The organism is Sabulicella rubraurantiaca, assembly GCF_017355885.1.
GTDB lineage: Bacteria > Pseudomonadota > Alphaproteobacteria > Acetobacterales > Acetobacteraceae > Roseococcus > Roseococcus rubraurantiacus.
On the sequence record NZ_JAFEUU010000003.1, the window covers coordinates 151803 to 171587 of the forward strand.

20 protein-coding genes are annotated in these 19785 nt (G+C 72.7%); 14 read left to right on the forward strand and 6 right to left on the reverse strand.

Going from position 1 to position 19785, the window contains the following annotated elements:
• Positions 1–122: 122 nt before the first annotated feature.
• Positions 123–1712, forward strand: coding sequence for a phosphoenolpyruvate carboxykinase (locus JTJ31_RS07515; protein WP_207538017.1), 1590 nt, complete (start codon positions 123–125; stop codon positions 1710–1712).
• A gap of 19 nt (positions 1713–1731) precedes the next feature.
• On the opposite strand, the gene nth is transcribed toward JTJ31_RS07515, so the two are convergent.
• Positions 1732–2376, reverse strand: coding sequence for an endonuclease III (gene nth / locus JTJ31_RS07520; protein WP_207538237.1), 645 nt, complete (start codon positions 2374–2376; stop codon positions 1732–1734).
• An 88-nt stretch (positions 2377–2464) separates the two neighbouring features.
• Between nth and JTJ31_RS07525 the strand changes: the two genes are divergently transcribed.
• Positions 2465–2953, forward strand: coding sequence for a DUF2244 domain-containing protein (locus tag JTJ31_RS07525; RefSeq protein ID WP_207538018.1), 489 nt, complete (start codon positions 2465–2467; stop codon positions 2951–2953).
• A 57-nt stretch (positions 2954–3010) separates the two neighbouring features.
• On the opposite strand, the gene JTJ31_RS07530 is transcribed toward JTJ31_RS07525, so the two are convergent.
• The 3 genes from JTJ31_RS07530 to JTJ31_RS07540 all read right to left on the reverse strand — a co-directional run bounded on the left by JTJ31_RS07530 (position 3011) and on the right by JTJ31_RS07540 (position 7308).
• Positions 3011–4201 carry an MFS transporter gene (locus JTJ31_RS07530; RefSeq protein WP_207538019.1) on the reverse strand — a complete coding sequence of 397 codons (1191 nt, stop codon included), beginning with the start codon at positions 4199–4201 and terminating at the stop codon, positions 3011–3013.
• Between the two features lie 100 nt (positions 4202–4301).
• On the reverse strand, positions 4302–7103 hold the full coding sequence (gene polA / locus JTJ31_RS07535) for a DNA polymerase I (protein WP_207538020.1): 2802 nt from the start codon (positions 7101–7103) through the stop codon (positions 4302–4304).
• Positions 7087–7308, reverse strand: a complete 222-nt coding sequence (locus tag JTJ31_RS07540; protein WP_207538021.1) for a zinc-finger domain-containing protein — start codon at positions 7306–7308, stop codon at positions 7087–7089. Before JTJ31_RS07540 ends, polA begins: the two co-directional genes overlap by 17 nt.
• A gap of 112 nt (positions 7309–7420) precedes the next feature.
• Between JTJ31_RS07540 and JTJ31_RS07545 the strand changes: the two genes are divergently transcribed.
• Both JTJ31_RS07545 and JTJ31_RS07550 read left to right on the forward strand, forming a co-directional pair.
• A complete protein-coding gene (locus JTJ31_RS07545; protein WP_207538022.1) occupies positions 7421–8485 on the forward strand; it encodes an alpha/beta fold hydrolase in 1065 nt (354 codons plus the stop codon).
• Entirely contained in the window at positions 8482–9330 is an 849-nt protein-coding gene (locus JTJ31_RS07550) for a polysaccharide deacetylase family protein (RefSeq protein ID WP_207538023.1), read from the forward strand. Before JTJ31_RS07545 ends, JTJ31_RS07550 begins: the two co-directional genes overlap by 4 nt.
• Here JTJ31_RS07550 and JTJ31_RS07555 read toward each other — a convergent pair.
• Positions 9251–10009, reverse strand: a complete 759-nt coding sequence (locus JTJ31_RS07555; RefSeq protein WP_207538024.1) for a glycosyltransferase family 2 protein — start codon at positions 10007–10009, stop codon at positions 9251–9253. The genes JTJ31_RS07550 and JTJ31_RS07555 overlap by 80 nt on opposite strands.
• A complete protein-coding gene (locus JTJ31_RS07560) occupies positions 10006–10761 on the reverse strand; it encodes a lysophospholipid acyltransferase family protein (protein ID WP_207538025.1) in 756 nt (251 codons plus the stop codon). The genes JTJ31_RS07555 and JTJ31_RS07560 overlap by 4 nt, the downstream gene beginning before the upstream one ends.
• An 81-nt stretch (positions 10762–10842) precedes the next feature.
• Here JTJ31_RS07560 and JTJ31_RS07565 point away from each other — a divergent pair, with 81 nt between their 5' ends.
• The 10 genes from JTJ31_RS07565 to JTJ31_RS07610 all read left to right on the forward strand — a co-directional run bounded on the left by JTJ31_RS07565 (position 10843) and on the right by JTJ31_RS07610 (position 19781).
• Positions 10843–11592, forward strand: coding sequence for a class I SAM-dependent methyltransferase (locus tag JTJ31_RS07565; RefSeq protein WP_207538026.1), 750 nt, complete (start codon positions 10843–10845; stop codon positions 11590–11592).
• Positions 11589–12263, forward strand: coding sequence for a class I SAM-dependent methyltransferase (locus JTJ31_RS07570; protein WP_207538027.1), 675 nt, complete (start codon positions 11589–11591; stop codon positions 12261–12263). The genes JTJ31_RS07565 and JTJ31_RS07570 overlap by 4 nt, the downstream gene beginning before the upstream one ends.
• 117 nt (positions 12264–12380) lie before the next feature.
• The gene (locus JTJ31_RS07575) at positions 12381–12689 is read left to right on the forward strand and encodes a phosphopantetheine-binding protein (RefSeq protein ID WP_236019974.1); all 309 of its coding nucleotides are present in this window, start codon (positions 12381–12383) and stop codon (positions 12687–12689) included.
• Positions 12664–13206, forward strand: a complete 543-nt coding sequence (locus JTJ31_RS07580; RefSeq protein ID WP_207538028.1) for a COG4648 family protein — start codon at positions 12664–12666, stop codon at positions 13204–13206. Before JTJ31_RS07575 ends, JTJ31_RS07580 begins: the two co-directional genes overlap by 26 nt.
• Positions 13199–14515, forward strand: a complete 1317-nt coding sequence (locus JTJ31_RS07585) for an AMP-binding protein (RefSeq protein WP_207538029.1) — start codon at positions 13199–13201, stop codon at positions 14513–14515. The genes JTJ31_RS07580 and JTJ31_RS07585 overlap by 8 nt, the downstream gene beginning before the upstream one ends.
• The gene (locus JTJ31_RS07590; RefSeq protein WP_207538030.1) at positions 14512–14805 is read left to right on the forward strand and encodes a hypothetical protein; all 294 of its coding nucleotides are present in this window, start codon (positions 14512–14514) and stop codon (positions 14803–14805) included. Before JTJ31_RS07585 ends, JTJ31_RS07590 begins: the two co-directional genes overlap by 4 nt.
• Complete coding sequence (locus tag JTJ31_RS07595; protein ID WP_207538031.1) at positions 14781–15716, forward strand: LpxL/LpxP family acyltransferase; 936 nt, start codon at positions 14781–14783, stop codon at positions 15714–15716. Before JTJ31_RS07590 ends, JTJ31_RS07595 begins: the two co-directional genes overlap by 25 nt.
• Positions 15713–16279 (forward strand): LolA family protein, encoded by a 567-nt coding sequence (locus JTJ31_RS07600; RefSeq protein ID WP_207538032.1) that lies wholly within the window; start codon positions 15713–15715, stop codon positions 16277–16279. Before JTJ31_RS07595 ends, JTJ31_RS07600 begins: the two co-directional genes overlap by 4 nt.
• The gene (locus JTJ31_RS07605; RefSeq protein WP_236020010.1) at positions 16279–18576 is read left to right on the forward strand and encodes an MMPL family transporter; all 2298 of its coding nucleotides are present in this window, start codon (positions 16279–16281) and stop codon (positions 18574–18576) included. The genes JTJ31_RS07600 and JTJ31_RS07605 overlap by 1 nt, the downstream gene beginning before the upstream one ends.
• Positions 18573–19781, forward strand: coding sequence for a beta-ketoacyl-[acyl-carrier-protein] synthase family protein (locus JTJ31_RS07610; protein ID WP_207538034.1), 1209 nt, complete (start codon positions 18573–18575; stop codon positions 19779–19781). The genes JTJ31_RS07605 and JTJ31_RS07610 overlap by 4 nt, the downstream gene beginning before the upstream one ends.
• Positions 19782–19785: the final 4 nt, after the last annotated feature.

Consider the following 19785-nt stretch of genomic DNA (forward strand, 5'->3'; position numbering starts at 1 on the left):
GCGTTGTCAGGTCATTGACCGCAGGTCCGGCGCGGCCCTATTTCCGCCAAAGCCTTGCTCCATCAGCGCCCGGCCGGGAACTGAATCCGGGTCACGGCGCTCGAGCCATTTGGGAACATCGCATGTCCGCTTCCGCCCTCGCCGGCACCGGCGTCGTCGCCGCCTCTACGGTTCACGCCAACCTCACCGCTCCGGCGCTGGTGCAGCACGCGCTCTCCCGCGGGGAGGGCCGCCTGTCCGCCGATGGCGCCTTCATCGCCCTGACCGGCCAGCACACCGGCCGCTCCGTGCAGGACAAGTTCGTGGTGGACGATCCTGCCGTGACCGACCAGGTCTGGTGGGGCAAGGTCAACCAGAAGATGGCGCCGGAGAAATTCGCCGGCTTTGCCGCCCGCGTCCGCGAATGGCTGGGCGCGCGCCCGGTTCTCTTCACCCAGGACCTCTATGCCGGCGCCGACCCGGCGCACCGCATCCGCGTGCGCCTCGTCACCACCAATGCCTGGCACGCGCTCTTCGCGCGCAACATGTTCATCCGGCCCCCGGTGACGGAGCTGGAGGGCTTCACGCCGGACTTCACCATCGTCCATGCCCCGGAATACGAAGCCGAGCCGGAGCGCGACGGCTGCCGCTCATCCACCTGCATCGCCCTGTCCTTCGCGGCGAAGACCATCGTGATCGCGGGCACGAGCTATGCCGGCGAGATCAAGAAGAGCATCTTCACCGTCATGAACTGGCTGCTGCCGGAGCGCGGCGTGCTGCCGATGCATTGCTCCGCCAATGTGGGCAAGCAGGGCGACGTGGCGCTGTTCTTTGGCCTGTCGGGCACTGGCAAGACCACGCTGAGCAGCGACCCCGAGCGCGCGCTGATCGGCGATGACGAGCATGGCTGGAGCGACACGGGCGTCTTCAACTTCGAGGGCGGCTGCTACGCCAAGGTCATCAAGCTCTCCAAGGATGCCGAGCCGCAGATCTGGGACGCCTCCCACCGCTTCGGCGCGGTGCTGGAGAACGTGGTGGCGGATGAGCGGGGCCATCTCGACCTCGACGACAACCGCTACACGGAGAACACCCGCTCCTGCTACCCGATCGAGTTCATCCCGGGCATCGCGCCGGGCGGGGTGGCCGGCCTGCCGAAGAACGTGGTGATGCTGACGGCCGACGCCTTCGGCGTGCTGCCGCCCATCTCCAAGCTGACGCCGGCCCAGGCCATGTACCACTTCCTGTCCGGCTACACCGCGCGCGTGGCGGGCACGGAGAAGGGGCTGGGCAAGGAGCCGCAGGCCACCTTCTCGACCTGCTTCGGCGCGCCCTTCCTGCCGCGTCACCCCGAGGTCTACGGCAAGATGCTGGCCGAGCGCATCGCGCGCGACGGAGCCGATTGCTGGCTGGTGAACACGGGCTGGACGGGCGGCGCCTACGGCACCGGCCACCGCATGAGCATCCAGCACACCCGCGCCCTGCTGCGCGCGGCGCTCGACGGCTCCCTCGCCCACGCCGAGTTCGAGAAGGATCCGTTCTTCGGGCTGATGATCCCGAAGGCGGTGCCGGGCGTCCCGGCCGAGGTGCTGAACCCGCGCGCGGCCTGGGCGGACAAGGCCGCCTATGACCGCACCGCGGCGGATCTGGTGAAGCGCTTCGAGGCGAATTTCGAGAGCTTCGCCGGTGCCGTCGGCGAGGATGTGAAGGCCGTCGCGATCAAGGCCGCCGCCTGAGGCGGCCTTTCCTCGCCATTCATGCGGCGGGGGGCAACACCTTGTCGCGGTAGTTGCAAAAGCGGATCGCCGGGCAGCGCCAGCATTCGGGCTGGCGCGCCTTGCACACGTGCCGCCCGTGCAGGATCAGCCAGTGATGCGCGTCCCGCAGCAGGCCGGGCGGGCAGCGCTTCACCAGCGCATCCTCCACCTCGCGCGGGTTGCGCCCGGGGGCGAGGCCGGTGCGGTTGCCCAGGCGGAAGATGTGCGTGTCCACCGCCATGGTTTCCTCGCCGAACATCACGTTCAGCACCACGTTGGCGGTCTTGCGCCCGACGCCCGGCAGAGCCTCCAGCCCTTCCCGCGTGCGCGGGACCTCGCCGCCGTGTCGCTCGACCAGCAGCGCCGCCAGCGCGGCAAGGTTGCGCGCCTTGGCCTGCCATAGCCCGAGGCGGCGGATCAGCGGTCCGATCCCCTCGGCCCCCAGCGCCGCCATGGAGGTGGGGTCCGGCGCCGCCTCGAACAGGGCGGGCGTCACCTTGTTCACCATGGCATCCGTGCTTTGCGCCGAGAGCACGACGGCGCAGAGCAGGGTGAAGGCGTCGGTGTAGATCAGCTCCGTCTGCGGCGTGGGGTTGGCCGCGGCCAGGGCATGGAGGAAAGCGGCGGCTTGGTCGCGCGACATCAGCCGTGCGCGGCGCGGGGCGCGGGCGGTGCCGTGAAGCGGCGTCTTAGGGGTTTTCTCCACGCGGAGCGTTCTATCTGATAGGGGGATGCCGCACAGCCCCGCCCTGTTCGAGGCCCGCTCCGCGCCCCTGCTCAGCATGGATCAGAGCGGGTTCCGGGTCGTGGCCGGGCTGCTGCTCCTCGGCTTCACCTTCGGCGGCACGGTCTGCACCCTGATGGGCGCCTGGCCGGTGACGATCTTCGCCGGGGTCGAGGTGGTGCTGGTCATCCTGCTCCTCGCCATCTACCGGCTCCGCGCCGGCAATTCGGCCGAACTGGTGATGCTCACCGAAGGGCGGCTCCTGGTGCGGCGGCGTGAGGGAAGGCGGCTGGTGGAGGTTGAGTTCGACCCGTTCTGGGCCCGGCTGGGCTGGGACGGGGAGGGCAGGCTGGTGGTGCGGCACCGCGCCCGGCATGTGGAGATCGGACGCTTCCTGCCACCGGAGGAGAAGCGCGCCCTGGAAGCCGGTCTGGGCGACGCGCTGCGCCGCTACCGCGAGCCGGTCTTCGACAACCCGCAGCTGCGGGAGGGGTGAGGCGCCGCGGCTACGCGGTGCTGCCGAGCAGAAGCCGCGCCTGGACGGGAATGAAAGCTATTCCGCCGCCGCCAGGGCGCGGCGCTGCCGCCCGCGCTCCTGCCACAGCGCCATGGCCACAGCGAGGCCCATGCAGACGGCGGCGCCCGTGAAGACGGAAAGCGGCTGGCCGTGGTCCAGCATCCAACCCCAGGCGGGCGGCCCGGCCACGCCACCGATGTTGAATCCCGTGCTGACCACCCCGAATACCGCCCCGGCCTGGCCCGGCGGCGCGGCGGCGCGCACCAGCATGTCGCGCGAGGGCATGATGATGCCGGACAGGAAGCCGGACAGCCCCATCACCAGCAGCAGCGGCACCAAACCCATGGGCACCAACCCGGCGAAGAGGATCAGCGCCCCCGCCGCGCCGAAGCCGCCCGCCGCCACCAGCCCATGCCGCCGCGTGCGATCCGCCACCCAGCCCCCGGCCAGCACGCCCACCGCGCTCATCGCCAGCCAGGCGGTCAAGGCCATGTTGCCCGACACGAGCGACAGCCCATGCGCCTGGTTCCAGGCCGAGACGGAGAAGCCCTGCACCGCGCCGAACGACATCGAGATCATCACGAAGAACCCCGTCATGGCGATGACGGTGGGGGACAGGATGCGCGGCTTCACCCCGCCTGCATGGACGGCGCGGGGCCGGATGCGTTCGCCCGCCGCATCGCGCAGCAGGGGCAGGGCGAAGAGCGGGCCGAGCAGCCCGACCGCCACCAGCGCGCCCCCGGCGCCGAACAGCCAGGCGGCACCCAGCATGAAGGCCGGCGCCATTGCGCTGCCCAGGTAGCCGGCAAATGTATGCAGGGAGAAAGCGCGGCCCACATGCACCTCCTTCATCGAGGTGCCGAGGATGGCGTAATCGGCCGGGTGGTAGACGCTGTTGGCGAGGCCGGCGAGCACGGCGGCCACCAGCAGCCCGGCATAGCTGCCCATGATCCCCGCCAGCACGAAGGCGAGGCCGCCGAGCATCAACCCGCCCACCAGCGCCCGGCGTGGACCGAACCGGTCCACCCAGAACCCGATCGGCGCCTGGGTAACGGCGGAAACGACGTTGAACAGCGTCAGCGCCAGCCCAAGCTCGACAAAGCCGACGCCAAAGGAATCGCGCAGCAACGGAAACAGCGGCGGCAGCGCCAGGATGTGGACGTGGCTGACGAAATGCGCACCGGACACGCTGGCGAGGACACGGCGTTCCTCCGCGGCGAAGCTCATGGACCTGCTGTTCCTGGACTGGCGTTGCGCTCACCATGCCAGGGAACGCGCCACCTGCCCATCCGGCCGGGCGGGTGGCACCCCTGCTTTCACGGGGAGTTCAGTGCGCCTCCGCCCAGTTCCGCCCGGTGCCGATCTCGACCAGAAGCGGCACGCGCAACGAGGCGACGCCTTCCATCACCTCGCGTAGCAGGGCGCCGGTCGCCTCGGCTTCCGCCTCGGGCACTTCCAGCACCAGCTCGTCATGCACCTGCAGCAGCATGCGGCCACGCAGCCCGGCATCGGCAAGGGCGCGGGGAACGCGCACCATCGCGCGCTTGATCACCTCCGCCGCGCCGCCCTGGAAGGGGGCGTTGATCGCCTGGCGCTCGGCGCCGGCGCGGAAGGCGGGGTTCTTGTCGTCGATGTTGCGGATCCACAGCCGCCGCCCGAAGGGGGAGCAGACGAACTTGTTGGTCCGCGCCTCATCCTTGATGCGCTCCATCGCCGCCAGGATGCCGGGGTAGCGAGCGAAATAGGCGTCGATCACCCCCTTCGCCTCGCCGGTCGGGATGCCGAGCCTCGCGGCGAGGCCGAAGGCGCTCATCCCGTAGATGATGCCGAAGTTCAGCGTCTTGGCGCGGCGCCGCGCCTCGCGGTCCACGGCGTCGAGCGGCAGGCCGAAAATGTCGGCGGCGGTGCGGGCGTGGATGTCCTCGCCGCGCTGGAACGCCTCCATCAGGGACGGCACCTCGGCCAGATGGGCGAGGAGGCGCAGCTCGATCTGGCTGTAGTCGGCCGCAAGCAGCAGGTGCCCCGGCTCCGCCACAAAGGCCCGACGCAGCCTCGCCCCTTCCTCCGTGCGGATGGGGATGTTCTGCAGGTTCGGCTCGGTGGAGGACAGGCGGCCCGTCGAGGTGATGGCCATGGAGAAATCCGTGTGGACGCGGCCATCCGCGGCGATCTGCGCGGTCAGCCCGTCCACGTAGGTGGATTTCAGCTTGGCGATCTGCCGCCATTCCAGCACGGCGCGCGGCAGGGCATGGCCTTGCGCCGCCAGGTCCTCCAGCACCTGGGCGTCGGTCGAGTAGGCGCCGGTCTTGCCCTTGCGACCGCCCTTCAGCCCCATCTCGTCGAACAGGATCTCGCCGAGCTGCTTGGGCGAGCCGACGGAGAAGGGGCGCCCGGCCAGCTCGTGGATGCGGGCCTCGATCACCACGAGGCGCTCGCTGAAATCCTGGCCGATGCGCTCCAGCTCCTCGCGGTCCACGCGGATGCCGTCCTGCTCCATCGCCATCAGCACGGGCACCATGCGCCGCTCGATCCTCTCGTAGAGGGCGAGGGATTTCTCGGGCAGGAGGCGCGGCTTCAGCATGCGCCACAGGCGCAGCGTCACGTCCGCATCCTCCGCGCCGTAATGCGTGGCGCGGTCGAGCGGCACTTCGGCGAAGGGAATGCGGGCGCGGCCCGTCCCCGTCACCTCGTTGAAGGTGACGCAGGTATGGCCGAGATGCTCCAGCGCCAGCTCATCCATGCCATGCCCGTGCCGCCCGGCATCCAGCGCGTAGGAAATGAGCATCACGTCGTCGAAGGGCGTGACGCGCAGCCCGCCATTCTCCGGCCGCGCCAGCACCTCCAGGTCGTATTTCGCGTTGAGCAGCAGCTTGAGGACCGTCGGGTCCTCCAGCACCGGGCGCAGCGCGGTGACGGCATCCTCCAGCGGGATCTGCGGCGGCACCGGCTCCAGCATGTCGCGGCCGCGATGGCGCAGCGGCACGTAGCAGGCGCGGCCCGGCGCGGTGGCGAGGCAGATGCCGACGAGATTCGCGTTGAGCGCATCCAGGCTGTCCGTCTCGGTGTCCACGGCCAGGATGCCCGCCTCGCGCGCCTCGCGGATCACCGTGTTCAGCGCATCCAGGTCCTGGATCGTCGTATAGGGGCCGAAGGGCGCGGCCGCCGGGTCCACCACCACCGGCTTCGCGGGGGCGGCGGTGCGGAAATCCTGCTTGCCCTCGGCCGCGTTGCCGAGGCCGGTGCGCGCGAGGATGGAGCGGAAATTATTCTCTTCCAGGAAGGCGCGCAGCCGGGCGGGCTCGGGCGGCTTGGCCTTCAGCGCCTCCACCGGCTCCGGAAGGGGGGCGTTCTCGTCCAGCTGGACGAGGCGGCGGCTGATCCGCGCCTGCTCCAGATTGGCGAGCAGCGTCTCGCGCCGCTTGGGCTGCTTGATCTCGCCCGCGCGTGCCAGCAGCGTTTCCAGATCGCCATATTCGGTGATGAGCTGGGCGGCGGTCTTCACGCCGATGCCTGGCACGCCGGGCACGTTGTCCGTCGAGTCGCCGGCCAGGGCCTGCACCTCCACCACCTTGGCAGGCGGCACGCCGAACTTCTCCAGCACCTGCGCCTCGCCGATCTCGGTGCGCTTGATCGGCTCCAGCATCACCACGCCTGGGCGGATCAGCTGCATCAGATCCTTGTCGGAGGAGACGATGGTGACGCGCCCGCCGGTCTTCTCCGTGAACTCGCGCGCATAGGCGGCGATCAGGTCGTCGGCCTCGAAGCCCGGCTGCTCGACGCAGGAGACGCCGAAGGCGGCGGTCGCCTCGCGGATCAGCGCGAATTGCGGCACCAGCTCCGGGTCGGGCGGCGGGCGATGCGCCTTGTATTCGGGGAAGATCTCGGCGCGGAAGGTCTTGCGCGCGTGGTCGAACACGACGGCGAGGTGCGTCGCCGTGTGCTCGCGCAGGAAGCGCTCCAGCATCTGCGAGAAGCCGAACACCGCATTGACCTGCGTGCCGTCCGGGCGCGTCACCGGCGGCAGGGCGTGATAGGCCCGGAAGATGTAGCCCGAGCCGTCCACCAGGATCAGGTGCGGCTGCGCGGCTTCCGCCTCCGGGGCGGCGGCCGCCTCAGTGGTGGTCGTCATGCCCCGCGCCCTCGGCCAGGCGGAAGGTGCGCGAGCAGTAGGGGCAGACCACTTCCCCGTTCTCGATCCGCAGCGCCACGCGTGGATGGCCGAGCGTCCCGCCGCCGCCGTCGCACATCGGCGTGCGGGTGGAAACGATCTGGACCTCCTCCGGCGTCACGCCGGGGGTGAAACGGGGGGCGTAGCCGGTCATCTTGTCGCGCATGGGCGGGAGAACATCCGGAATGTGATGGGGTTTGGCCACCATACCCCCCTCCGCCGTCCGGAAACATCCCCAGGTGTGCGCGGCGCGCAGCCGCCTTATCCTAGGGAGCCAAATGCCCGCCCGACTTCCCCTCCTCGCACTGCTGCCCGCCCTGGCGGGATGCGCGCCGCTGACCGTGCCGGCCGGCCCCGCGGTGCGCGAGGCGGCGATCGAGGCCCCTTTCTCCGGCCCGGCCCTGCCCTGGATGCCGCGCCCGGCCTATGCGCTTGCGCCCTCACCGCCTGCGCCCAGGCCCTCCGGCCCGGCGCCGGAGGCGGCGCTGGTCATGGCGGACGGGACGCAGCTTCCCCTACGCGCTTGGCGCCCGGACGGGCCGCTGCGCTTCGTGGTGCTGGGCCTGCACGGGCTCGCCGATCATGGCGGCAACTTCCTGGCCGATAGCGGTCCGCTGCTCGCGCGCGGCGGGGCGCTGGTCTACGCCTATGACCAGCGCGGCTTCGGCTGGACGACGAGCCGCGGCATCTGGCCGGGCGCCGCCACGCTGGCCGAGGACGCGCGCACCGTCGCCCGCCTCCTCGCCGCGCGGCATCCCGGCGTCCCGTTGTTCCTGCTCGGCGAAAGCATGGGCGCGGCCGTCTCCATCCTGGCCGACCCGCCGGAGGCGGCGGGGCTGCTCCTCGCCGCCCCCGCCATCTGGTCGCGGCGCGACATGTCGTCCCTGGTCCGCGGCACGCTCGCCGTCGCCTCACGCCTCGTCCCCGCCGTGGCAGGCGGGGCCTCGTTCGGGGGCATCATGCCCTCCGACAACCGGGAGGCGATGCTGCGCATGGCGCGCGACCCGCTGGTGCTGCGCGAGGTGCGGGTGGACATGGCCAAGGGGCTGGTGGACCTGATGGACGAGGCGGTGGCGGCCCTGCCGCATTGCTGCGGGGACAAGCACACCCTCTTCCTGCTCGGGGCACGGGACGGGGTCGTGCCCACCCATGTCTCGCACCGGGTGTTGCGGCGCCTCGACGCGCCGCGCGTCGCCCACTACCCCGATGGCTGGCACCTGCTGCTGCGCGACCGGGGGCGCGAGCGGGTGGTGGCCGACCTCCTCGCCTTCATGGCCGACCCCGCTTCCCGCCTGCCCGCCGAGGCGGTGGGGGCGCGCTGGCTGGCAGGGCCGGAGCCGTGACGCCGCGGGAGCGCCTGCGCGATTGGTCGCCCGCGCCGCTGCCGCGCGCCTCCCTCTGGTGGCATTGCGCGGCGCTGGGCGGGGTCGCCGCCATGCCCGCCCTCTGGGCCGAGGCGCTGGGCACGGTGGCGCTGAACCATCTCATCCTCGGCTGCGCGATGCACCCGCGCGCCGCGCTTCTCGGTCCCAATCTGCGCCGCCTGCCCGAACCGGCCGCCGGCGTGGCGCTGACCTTCGATGACGGGCCCGACCCGGAGGTGACGCCCCGCGTGCTGGACCTGCTGGACCGGTACGGGGCGCGCGCCACCTTCTTCTGCATCGGCCGCCGCGCCGCCCGGAATGGCCCCCTGCTGCGAGAGGCGCTGCGGCGCGGCCACGCGGTGGAGAACCATTCCCACCGGCATTCCCCTGCCTTCGCCGCGCGCGGCCCCCTCTGGCTGTGGCGGGAGGTGACGGAGGCGCAGGCCGCCATCGCCGATGCCACGGGCGTCGCGCCGCGCTTCTTCCGCGCGCCGATGGGGCTGCGCTCCCCGCTGCTGGACCCGGTGCTGGCGGCGGCGGGGCTGTCCCTCGTTTCCTGGACGCGGCGCGGCCACGACGCGCTATGGCGCGACCCGCGCCGTGCCCTTCGCCGCCTGGCGGGCGGCCTGACCCCCGGCGACATCCTGCTGATGCATGACGGCAACGCGGCACGGCAGCGCTGCGGCACCCCGGTGGTGCTGGAGGTGCTGCCCGGATTGCTGGACGCGATGGCCCGCGCGGGGCTCAGCGCCGCCGCCTTGCCCGCCGCAGCAGCAGCACCGGAAGCCGCGGCACCATCCCCAGCACAAGCCGCGCATGCATGAAGGTGAGCAGCGCGTTGTCCCGTCCGTAGCGGAAATGCGAAACGCCGCCCTCCGTGGCGGCGAGGTAGCGCACGGGGGCGGGCAGGTTCACGGCCGGCACCCCTGCCCAGGCGAGGCGCACCGCCGCCTCGGGGTCGAAGTCGAAGCGGCGCATCCAGGGATTGCGCTCCATCACCGCCAACAGCTTCGCGATAGGATAGACGCGGAAGCCGAACAGGGAATCCGCCACCGCGCCCAGGGTCTCCAGCCGCGTCCAGGCATTGGACACGCGCCGTCCCTTCACCCGCAGCGCCGGCGCCTCCGCCCCGAAGACCGGCACGCCGAGGATCATCGCCTCCGGCGCCTGGGCTGAGGCTTCCATGAAGGCGGCGATGTGGCCGGCGGGGTGCTGCCCGTCGGAATCCATGGTGAGGGCGTGGGTGAAACCCGCCTTCGCCGCTTCGCGCAGCCCATGCTGCACCGCTGCGCCCTTGCCGCTGTTGCGCGGCAGGCGAAGCACGCGCAGCCCGGGATCCGTCCGCGCCATCTCCTCCACCGGGGCCTCGCTGCCGTCGGTGGAGCCATCCACCACCACCCAGACCGGCGCCCAGGCCGCCCGCGCCTCCCGCACCGTCGCGGCGAGGTGCGGGCCGGAATTGTAGCTCGGGATCAGGACGAGGCGATGCGGGTCGGGCGTCACGCGAGGCTCGCGCGGATGTGGTCCTCGATGCGCCGGGTCAGCGCATTGGCCTCGCCCTCGGGCCCGAATCGCTCGCCCAGGCGGATGCGAAAGACCAGCGGCAGGACGGGGCGGCGCAGCAGCGGCCAGCCCTTCTGGAGATAGGGGCTGTCTGCCTCGATCAGCACGGTCTGCACCGTCGCGCCCACCTGACGCGCCAGCACCCCGAAGGAGCGGTGGAAAGGATCGAGCGGCGGGCGCTCGGTGCGCGACCCCTCGGGAAAGATCAGCAGCGTCGCGCCTTCGCGCACCGCGGCGGCGGCACGGCGCATCATGGCGAGCGGCGCGTCGTTGCGGATGTAGCCGGCCAGCCGGATGCCGGGGCCGAGAAAGGCGTTGTCCCACAGCGAGGCCTTGGTGATGCACACCACCCGCGGCAGGCGCGAGATGAGCAGCACCGCATCCAGCATGCTGGGGTGGTTGGCGGCGATCACCAGCCCCCGCTCCCCGCGCAGCGTGTCGATGGCGGAGTAGTCCACCCGCAGCACGCCCGTGATCCGCATCACCCAGAGTGACCAGCGGAACCCGGCCATGATCGCGAATTGCCCGACCCGCCGCCCCTTCTCCTCGGGCAGCAGGGGGCGCAGCACCAGGGCTGCGGCGCCCCAGAGCAGGCAGCTCGCGCCGAAGACGAAGAGGCACAGCGGAAAGGCGAAGGCATACCAGAGCCGCAAGGGCCATGGCTGGGGCGCGGGGGCCGTGCGGCGCGTCATTTCGTGGCGAAGTTCCCTGGCGTGCCCTTGCCGCCATGCTACACGTCCGGGCCGCAAGGGGTCCAGATTGGCCGGGGAAGCATGAAAAGGGATGAGGCCGGGGCGGCGCCGCCGCATGGCGTGCTCAAGGAGTATTACGAGGCCGCGCCGGACCGGCAGCGCTTCGTGCGTGACCTCTTCGACCGCACCGCCGGCGCCTATGACCGCATCAACAACGCCCTCGCCTTCGGCTCCGGCGGCTGGTACCGCCGCCAGGCCCTGCGGCGCGCCGGGCTGGCGCCGGGGATGCGGCTGCTGGACGTGGCGGTCGGCACCGGCGCCGTATCGCGCGAGGCGGTGCGGATCCTGGGCCGGGCGGAGGATGTCGTCGGCCTCGACCTCTCCGCCGGGATGCTGGCGGTAGCGCGGCGCAACCTGCCCATCCCGCTGCTGCAGGCGGAGGCGGAGGCCATCCCGCTGGCCGATGCGAGCGTGGATTTCGTCAGCATGGGCTACGCGCTGCGCCACGCGGGCGATCTGCGCGCCTTGTTTACCGAGTTCCGCCGCGTGCTGCGTCCCGGCGGGCGCGTGCTGCTGCTGGAGATCGCGCGGCCCGAAGGGCGGTTGGCGCTCGGCGCGGCGCGGTTCTGGCTGGGCCGCGTGGTGCCGGCCGCGAGCCACCTGCTCGGCCGCCGGGCGGCGCTCTTGATGCGCTACTACTGGGACACGATCGAGCATTGCGTCCCCCCTGCCGAGATCCTCCGCCACCTGAACGAGGTCGGTTTCGCCGAGGTGGGCTGCGACGTCCAGCTTGGCGTGATGCGCGCCTATTCGGCCCGCAAGCCCGGATGAGCGGCACGGAGCCGCCCGCGCTCTGGCCGCTGATGGAGCGCGTGGGCGCCCGCTACGCCGCGGCACCCGCCTGGTCGCGCGGCTTCGTGCGCGGCAAGCTTCTCACCGACCCGGTGACGCCCGCGCTGCTGCGCCTGGCGGCCGCCTCCGGCGGGCTGGGGAGCCTCGTGGATCTGGGCTGCGGACGGGGGCAGACGGGGATCGCCCTTCTCCTGGCTGGGCTGGCGGGGGAGGTGACGGGGCTCGATCTCGACCCCGCCAAGATCCGCGACGCGACGGAGGCGGCGCAGGGCCTGCCCGCGCGCTTCGCCGTGGCCGATTTGTCGGTGGCGGATGTGCCCGAGGCGGACACGGCCATGATGCTGGACGTGCTGCTGCAGATGGAGGCGGCGGCCCAGCTTCCCCTGCTCCGGCGCATCGCCGCCGCCGCGCGGCGCCGCGTGCTGATCCGCGCCTTCGACCCCGCGGCCGGCTGGCGCGCTGCCCTGGGCAGCGCGATGGAGGAGGCGGGACGGCGCATCCGCCGCGACGGCTCGCATTTCCGGCCCATGGCGCTGGAGGCGCTGGCCGCTCCCTTCCGCGAGGCCGGTTTCCGGGTGCAGGTCGCCCCCTGCTGGGGCTGGACACCCCTGCCCAACGTGCTGCTGGTGGCGGAACGTGGCGACTCGTGATGAAACCGTAGCCTCCATCTCGCTTGCGAGGGGGTGGAGCGGATTGCTAACCTGCTCTCCGTAAAGGAAATGCCGTGCGATCCGCCTGTCCGGCTGCTGGTCGCCGAGTTAAGGAACATGACGACCGTGAATGCCATGGCGAAGCCGCTCCCGCCGGGGATCGAAGAGACCCTCGCCATCGAGGAGGAGCTGAAGCGGCTCATCATCGAGGCGCTGTCCCTCGAGACCACGCCGGAGGAAATCGACGCCGAGGCGCCGCTCTTCGGCGACGGGCTGGGGCTCGATTCGATCGACGCGCTCGAGATCTCGCTGGTCGTGTCTAAGGCCTACGGGGTCCAGCTCCGGTCGGATGACGCGCAGAACCATCGGATCTTCGCGTCGCTGCGCTCCCTCGCCGCGCATGTCGCCGCTCAGCGCCTCCGCTGACATCTCCCCGCTTCCGGCGGAACCGTCCCAGCCCAACCGGCGCCGCCTCCTCCTGGTGGTGCTGCCGATTGGCCTCGCGCTCTGGGGGTTCGAAGTGGCGGCGGGCGCCACGCTCCTGCGCTGGGCCGGGCCCGCGGGCGGGGCGCTGCTGGCCGCTGTGGTGAACCTGCTGGTGGCGCTGCGATTCGGCCTGTCCCTGCGCGCCGGGCGGATGCCGCTGATCTCCCATTACGCACGCTTCGACCGCCAAGGCTTGCCGCCCGAGGTCGAGGGCTACACACGCGCCCTCACGGCGCTCTGGGCTGGGCTGCTGCTGCTGGCGGCGCTGGCGCATCTGCTTCCGCTGCTGGGGCTCGGGCGCACGGGGGTGATCCTGGCCGCGCAGGCATTCCTGCTCCTCGGCGTCTTCCTGGGCGAGCACGCGGTTCGCGCCCGCCGCTTCCCGCAGCTTCGCCCCGTCACGCCCTGGGGCACGCTGGGGGCCATCGGCCGCAGCCTGGGCGCGCGCCATGGCTGAGTCCCTGCCCCTCCTGCCGCGCCCGGCGGGGGAGGCGATCGCGTTCCGGAAAGGGCTTCCGCTCTCTGTCGCCGAGTTCCGGCGCGAAGCCTCGGCATTGGCCGCGCGCCTGCCCACGCAGGGCCATGCGGTGGATCTCTGCGCCGACCGTTCGCACTCCCTCGTCGCCTTTGCCGCCGCCGTGCTGCGCGGGCATCCGGTGCTGCTGGGCGGTGGTCGGGCCGGGGCGGCGCAGTTCCTCCCCACCGCCGCCGCGCGCTTTCCCGATGCCTATGTGCTGGCCGACGCGCCCGTGCCCGGATGCCCCCTGCCTGTGATCCGCGTGGATGGCGCACCGCCCGGCGGCGAGGCGCCGCCCTGGCCGGACATCCCGGCCGGTCGCATCGCCGCCATCGCCTTCACCTCCGGCTCCACGGGCGCGCCGAGCGCCCACCTCAAGCCCTGGGGGGCGCTGGTCGCCGCGGCGGAGGCTGCCGCCACGCGCTTCGGCCTGCGCCACGGGGACGGCCCGCTCGCCGCCATTGCCGCCACCGTCCCGGCCCAGCACATGTACGGCTTCGAGACGACGATCATGCTGCCGCTCCAGGCGCAGGTGGCGATCGAGGCGAAGGAGACTTTCTTCCCCGGCGACGTGCTGGCGGCGCTGGAGCGCCTGCCGGGCCGCCGCATCCTCGTCACAACGCCGCTGCACCTGCGTGCCCTGCTGTCTGGCGATGCGCCCGCCCGCTCGCCTGCCGCCGTGATCTCCGCCACCGCGCCCTTAGCGCGCGAATTGGCGGCTTCGGTGGAGGTGCGCTGGGAGGCGCCGGTGCTGGAGATCTATGGCGCCTCCGAGGCAGGCTCCGTCGCCAGCCGCCGCACGGTGGAGGAGGATTCCTGGCTCCCCTATCCCGGCATCGCGATGGAGGAGGCGGCGGCGCTGGTGCCGGGGCTGGGCCGCGTGAAGCTCGGCGATGCGCTGGAGATGCTGTCCGACAGCCGCTTCCGCCTGCTGGGCCGCATCGCCGACATCGTGAAGCTCGGCGGCAAGCGTGCCTCGTTGGGCGAGTTGAATCGCGCCCTGGCCGATGTGGAAGGGGTGGAGGACGGCGTCTTCGTCGTGCCCGACGACCTGGAGCAGAACCCCGCCGCCCGGCTTTCCGCCCTGGTGGTGGCTCCTGGCCGCAGCGCGGAGGACATCCTGCTCGGGCTGCGGCGGCGGCTCGACCCAGCCTTCCTGCCGCGCCGCCTCCGGCTGGTGGAGGCGCTGCCGCGCGACGCGCTGGGCAAGCTGCCCCGCCACGCCCTGCTGGCCCTGGAGGGAAAGTGACGCGCTTCGCCATCCCGGCGGACCATCCCAGCCTGCCTGGCCATTTCCCGGGCCTCCCCATCGTGCCCGGCGTCCTGCTGCTGGATGAAGTGATGCAGGCCATCGCCCGGCGGGACGGGACGGCGCCTACCGCGCTGCTGCGCGCCAAGTTCACCGCTCCCGTCGCGCCGGAGGAGGCAGTGGAGCTGGAGCTGGGTCCGCCCGGAGCGCGCGTGTCCTTCACCTGCCGCGTGGGCGCGCGCGTGGTCGCACGGGGGGAGTTCGGATGCCCGTCGGCACCCTCCCGCTGAACTCCTCTCCCGCCGCGTCACCGGACTGGCGCGCGGCGCCCGAGCGCGGCTCGCCCGCGTTGCTGCGGCTGATGACGGTGATCGCCCTGCGCCTCGGCTGGCGCGTGGGCCATGCGCTGCTCTTCCCCATCACCGCCTATTTCCTGCTGACGGCGCCGCGCCCGCGCCACGCCTCGCGCGAGTTCCTGCGCCGCGCCCTCGGGCGGGAGGCGGGGTGGCGCGATCTGTGGCATCTGTATTTCAGCTTCAGCAGCACCATCCTCGACCGTGTGTGGCTCTGCACCGGGCGCACTGAGGAGTTCCGGCTGGAAATGCGCGGGCTGGACGAACTGCGCGAGCGCATGGCGCAGGGCAGGGGGGTGCTGCTGATGGGCGCCCATCTCGGCTCCTTCGAGGCGATGCGCGCCGTGGCGGATGCCGGCTGCCCGGTGGAGCTGGCCGTGCTGATGCACGAGGGCAATGCCGCCCGCGTGAAGCAATGGGCCGATGCGCTGGGGGGCGAGGCGCGCGCCGCCGCCATCATCCCGCTGGGCCAGCCCGACGCCATGCTGCGCGTGCGCGAATGCCTCGAGCGCGGCGGGCTGGTGGGTCTGCTGGCCGACCGCGCGCCGGAAGGGGCGCGCATGGTCTCCTTCCCCTTCCTCGGCGCGCCTGCGGCCTTCCCCGCGGGGCCGCACCAACTGGCCGCGGTGCTGGGCGTTCCGGTGATGCTGGCCTTCGGGCTGCGCCGCGGGCCGCGCCACTACGAGGTGCGCTTCGAGCCCTTCGAAGATCTTGCCGCCCCAGTTGCCCGCGCCGGGCGGGAGGATTTTCTGCACCGGTCGCTCGGCCGCTACGCGGCGCGGCTGGAGGACACCGCTCGGGAGGCACCCGACAACTGGTTCAACTTCCACCGGTTCTGGGGCGCGTGAGGCGGCGCTTCCTCCTTGCCGCCGCGCTGGCGTTTCCGGGCGTGGCCCAGACGGAGACGCCGCTGGAGGCGCAGATGCGCCGGATGGCTGGGGTACGCAGCCGCCGCTCCCGCTTCGAGGAGGAGCGCGCCCTGCCCGAGCTGGACGTGCCCATCCCCTATAGCGGCACCCTGAGCTGGCAGGCGCCCGACCGGCTGGAGAAGCACACGACCTCGCCCATCGAAGAGCGCCTGACCGTCGCCGGGCCGCGCCTCACCTGGGAGCGACCGGATCGCGGCCAGCGCCAGGACTTCGCCCTCGCCAGCCAGCCCGAGATGGCGGCGCTGGTGGAGGCGGTGCGCGCCACGCTGGCCGGCGACCTCGCCACCTTGCAGCGCCACTACGACATCCGCTTCGACCCGGCCGCCGACGGCAGCTGGAGCCTACGCCTCATCCCTTCCTCGCTGCGGCTGCGCGGGATGGTGCAGCGCCTTACCTTGCGGGGCGAGGGGACGGAGGTGCTGGAGGTGGAAACCCAGGAGGGCGGTGGGATCAGCCGCATGAGGATCTTCCCCCTCCCTTGATGCGACCCCTCCTGGCCCTGCTCCTGCTCGCCGCGCTGTGCGGCGCGCTGCTGGCCCGCCAACCGCCGCGCGCGGATCTCGCGGAGTTCCTGCCGCCGGGCAACAGCCCGGCCAGTGCCTTCCTGTTCCGCGAGCTGCGCTCGGGCGCGGCCACCACGCTGCTCCTCGCCGCCATCGAGGGGGCGCCGCGCGCCGAGATGGCACGGCTGTCGCGCGAGACGGCGGCCTCGCTGCGCGCCTCGGGCCGCTTCTCTTTCGTGGGCGACGGCACGCTGCGCCTGGGCGAGGCGGAGGAAGCCTTCCTGTTCCGCCACCGCTACCTCCTCTCCGACGAGACGCGCCCGGAGGCCTTCACGGCAGAGGCGCTGCGTCCTCGCCTGGAGGCGCTGCTGGACGGGCTCCGCAGCGCCGCGGCGCCGCTGCTGGCCCGCTTCGGCTTTGCCGACCCGACCGGTGCCTTTCCCCGCCTCGCCATGCGCTGGCTGGGGGAGAACCGGTTGGAAAACAGCGATGGCGCTTGGTTCACCGCCGATGGCCGCCGCGTGCTGTTGCTGGCCCGCTCCGCTGGCGGGGGGCTGGATGCGGAGGCGCAGCGCGAAGCCATGGACGCCTTCCGCGAGGGCTTCGCCACCGCCAGCCCACCCCCTGGCGCGCGGCTTCTCCTGAGCGGCCCCGGCGTCTTCGCGGCAGAGGCCGCCGCCTCCATCCGCGCGGATGTCGAGCTCGCCTCGGGGCTCGGTGCCGGGCTGCTGGCCCTGTTCCTGTTCTGGCGCTTCCGCTCGGCGGCGCTGCTGCTGCTGGTGGCGGTGCCGCTGCTGGCGGGCGCCCTGGCGGGCTACGCGCTGACGCTGCTGGTCTTCGGCTCCGTGCATGCGGTGGCGCTGGGCTTCGGCATGACCATGCTCGGTGTCACGGTAGACTACCCCATCCTGCTGTTGACCCTGCGCCGCCCCGGCGAGGCGATGGGGGATGCGGCGCGGCGGCTCTGGCCGACGCTGCGCCTCGCGGCGGCGGCGGCGGCGGCGGGGCTGGTTGCCATGCTGGGTTCCGGCCTGCCGGGGCTGGCGCAACTCGGCACCTTCGCGGCGGCGGGGGTGTTGGTCGCGGCGCTGGCGACGCGCTGGCTTCTGCCGCGCCTGGCGCCGCCCGGCTTCGCGTCGGAGCCCCAGGCACTGCCGGCGATGGTGCTGCGGCCGCTGCGCGCCCTGCAAGGGCGGCGGGCCCTGGCGGCGGGGGCCATGGCACTGGCCGCGCTTGCCCTGCTCGCTTCGGGCGGTCCGCGCCTGCAACGCGACATGGCCGCGCTTTCCCCCGTTCCGGCGGCGCAGCAGAACCTGGACGCGGAACTGCGCGCGGCGCTCGGCGCGCCCGACGTGCGGGCGCTGTTCGTGATCGGCCCCGCCGCCTCGACGGAGGAGGCGCTGCGAGGCGCGGAGGCGCTGCGCCAAGCCGCCGCGCCGCTTCTCGCGCGCGGGCTGCTGGCGGGGCTCGACCTCCCCTCCGATTGGCTGCCTTCCCTCGCGACGCAGCGGGAGCGGCAGGCGGCGCTGCCCGCGGCGGAGGATCTCGCCGAGGCGCTGCGCACGGCCGCGGTCGGGCTGCCCTTCCGCCCCACGGCCTTTGGCCGCTTCGAGGCGGCGGTGGTGGAAAGCCGCGCCCTCGACCCCGTCACCACTGCGGCCTTCGCGCGCGAGGCCCCCGTGCTTTCCGCGCGGCTTTCGCCCCTTCTCGCCCAGCAGGGCGATGCGCATTGGGCCATCGCCCCCGCCAGCGGCGTCTCCGATCCCCTGGCGCTGGAAGCGGCAGCGGCGGGGCTGGGCCTGCCGGGCGTCGCTTTCCTGGACACCAAGCTGGAGATGGAGCGGCTGCTGCTCGCCTATGGGGCGGCCACGCTGGGCTGGGCGGCGGCGGGTGGGGCGCTTGTCCTGCTGATCCTCGGCTGGGGGCTGGGCGGGCTGCGCCCGGCGCTGCGCGCGGCGGGGCCGATCGGGGGCGCGCTGCTCCTGGCCCTTGCCGTCCTCGCCCTGGCGGGCGAGGCGCTGAACCTGTTCCACCTCGCCGCTCTTTTGCTGCTGGCGGGACTTGCCATAGATTATGCGCTGTTCCTCGCCCGCGCCGAGATGGACCCACGCACCTTGGAAGCCGTTCTGTCCTGCGTCCTTTCCACGCTCCTGACCTTCGGCCTCCTGCTGGTCTGTGAAACCCCGGTGCTGCGCGGCATCGGCCTCACCGTGAGCGCGGGGGTCGCCTCGGCCTTCCTGCTCGCCCTGGCCCTCCTGCCCCGGCAGGTGGCATGAGCGGCCGCGCTTCCCCCTGGCCGCTGGCGATCTCGGCCCGGACGGTGGTGACGGCGCTGGGGGCGGGGGTCGAACCGCTCCGGGCGGCGCTGCGCGACCGCGCCTCCGGCCTCGCCCCCGCGCGTTTCCCCGGTGCGCCGGACGGCATCTGGACCGGCGAGGTGCCGGGGCTGGAGGAGGCCGCCCCACCGCCCGAGCTCGCCGGCTTCGACTGCCGCAACAACCGCATCGCCGAACTCGCCCTGCGCGCCGACGGCTTCGCCGAGGCGGTGCGGGAAGTCGCCGCGCGCCATGGGGCGCACCGCATCGCCGTGGTGGTCGGCACCAGCACCGCCGGCATCGAGGAAACCGAGCAGGCCTATCGCCGCCGCCCGGAGGGACAGGCGGAGCTGCCCGCCGATTTCGACTATGGCCGCACCCACGACCTCCAGGCCCTGCCGCGCTATCTCCAGTCCCGTCTGGGGCTGACGGGACCGGCGCTGGTTATCTCCACCGCCTGCACCTCCGGCGCCCGCGCCATCATGGAGGCGGCGACGCTCATCGCCGCGGGCGTGGCGGATGCCGTGGTGGCGGGCGGGGTGGACAGCTTGTGCCGGCTGACGCTGCAGGGGTTCAACGCGCTGGAGTTGCTGAGCCGCGGCCCCACCCGCCCCTGCGCGGGCGATCGCGACGGCATCTCCATCGGCGAGGCGGCGGGTCTGCTGCTGCTGGAGCGCCCGGCGGACGCGCCCCCCGGCGCCACGCTGCTGCTGGGCGCGGGGGCCAGCAGCGACGGCCACCACATGTCCTCGCCGCATCCCGAAGGGCTGGGCGCCGTCTCCGCCATGCGCGCCGCGCTCGATTGCGCCGGGATCGCCCCGGAGGAGATCGGCTACGTCAACCTGCACGGCACCGGCACCCGCGCCAATGACGCGATGGAAGACCGGGCGGTGCACCACCTCTTCGGCCAGGCCGTGCCGTGTTCCTCGACCAAAGGCTGGACGGGCCACACGCTCGGCGCTTCAGGGGCCATCGAGGCGGTGATCGGTGCGCTCTGCGTCGAGGAGGGGCTGGTGCCCGGCTGCCTGCGCGTGGACAGCCCCGACCCGGAATTCCGCTCCGACATCGTGACGGAGAACCGGGCGGCCCCGCTGCGCCGGGTCCTCAGCAATTCCTTCGGCTTCGGCGGCAGCAATTGCTCGCTGGTCATCGGCCGCCCCGCGTGAGGGG

Bases quoted from the DNA above. Each gene is read 5' to 3' on its own strand.
- JTJ31_RS07545 (WP_207538022.1), top strand. From the start codon at position 7,421: ATGCCCGCCCGACTTCCCCTCCTCGCACTGCTGCCCGCCCTGGCGGGA.
- JTJ31_RS07570 (WP_207538027.1), top strand. From the start codon at position 11,589: ATGAGCGGCACGGAGCCGCCCGCGCTCTGGCCGCTGATGGAGCGCGTG.
- JTJ31_RS07610 (WP_207538034.1), top strand. From the start codon at position 18,573: ATGAGCGGCCGCGCTTCCCCCTGGCCGCTGGCGATCTCGGCCCGGACG.
- JTJ31_RS07515 (WP_207538017.1), top strand. From the start codon at position 123: ATGTCCGCTTCCGCCCTCGCCGGCACCGGCGTCGTCGCCGCCTCTACG.
- JTJ31_RS07580 (WP_207538028.1), top strand. From the start codon at position 12,664: ATGTCGCCGCTCAGCGCCTCCGCTGACATCTCCCCGCTTCCGGCGGAA.
- JTJ31_RS07605 (WP_236020010.1), top strand. From the start codon at position 16,279: ATGCGACCCCTCCTGGCCCTGCTCCTGCTCGCCGCGCTGTGCGGCGCG.
- JTJ31_RS07595 (WP_207538031.1), top strand. From the start codon at position 14,781: ATGCCCGTCGGCACCCTCCCGCTGAACTCCTCTCCCGCCGCGTCACCG.
- JTJ31_RS07525 (WP_207538018.1), top strand. From the start codon at position 2,465: ATGCCGCACAGCCCCGCCCTGTTCGAGGCCCGCTCCGCGCCCCTGCTC.
- polA (WP_207538020.1), bottom strand. From the start codon at position 7,103: ATGACGACCACCACTGAGGCGGCCGCCGCCCCGGAGGCGGAAGCCGCG.
- nth (WP_207538237.1), bottom strand. From the start codon at position 2,376: ATGTCGCGCGACCAAGCCGCCGCTTTCCTCCATGCCCTGGCCGCGGCC.
- JTJ31_RS07530 (WP_207538019.1), bottom strand. From the start codon at position 4,201: ATGAGCTTCGCCGCGGAGGAACGCCGTGTCCTCGCCAGCGTGTCCGGT.
- JTJ31_RS07575 (WP_236019974.1), top strand. From the start codon at position 12,381: ATGACGACCGTGAATGCCATGGCGAAGCCGCTCCCGCCGGGGATCGAA.
- JTJ31_RS07585 (WP_207538029.1), top strand. From the start codon at position 13,199: ATGGCTGAGTCCCTGCCCCTCCTGCCGCGCCCGGCGGGGGAGGCGATC.
- JTJ31_RS07540 (WP_207538021.1), bottom strand. From the start codon at position 7,308: ATGCGCGACAAGATGACCGGCTACGCCCCCCGTTTCACCCCCGGCGTG.
- JTJ31_RS07560 (WP_207538025.1), bottom strand. From the start codon at position 10,761: ATGACGCGCCGCACGGCCCCCGCGCCCCAGCCATGGCCCTTGCGGCTC.
- JTJ31_RS07565 (WP_207538026.1), top strand. From the start codon at position 10,843: ATGAAAAGGGATGAGGCCGGGGCGGCGCCGCCGCATGGCGTGCTCAAG.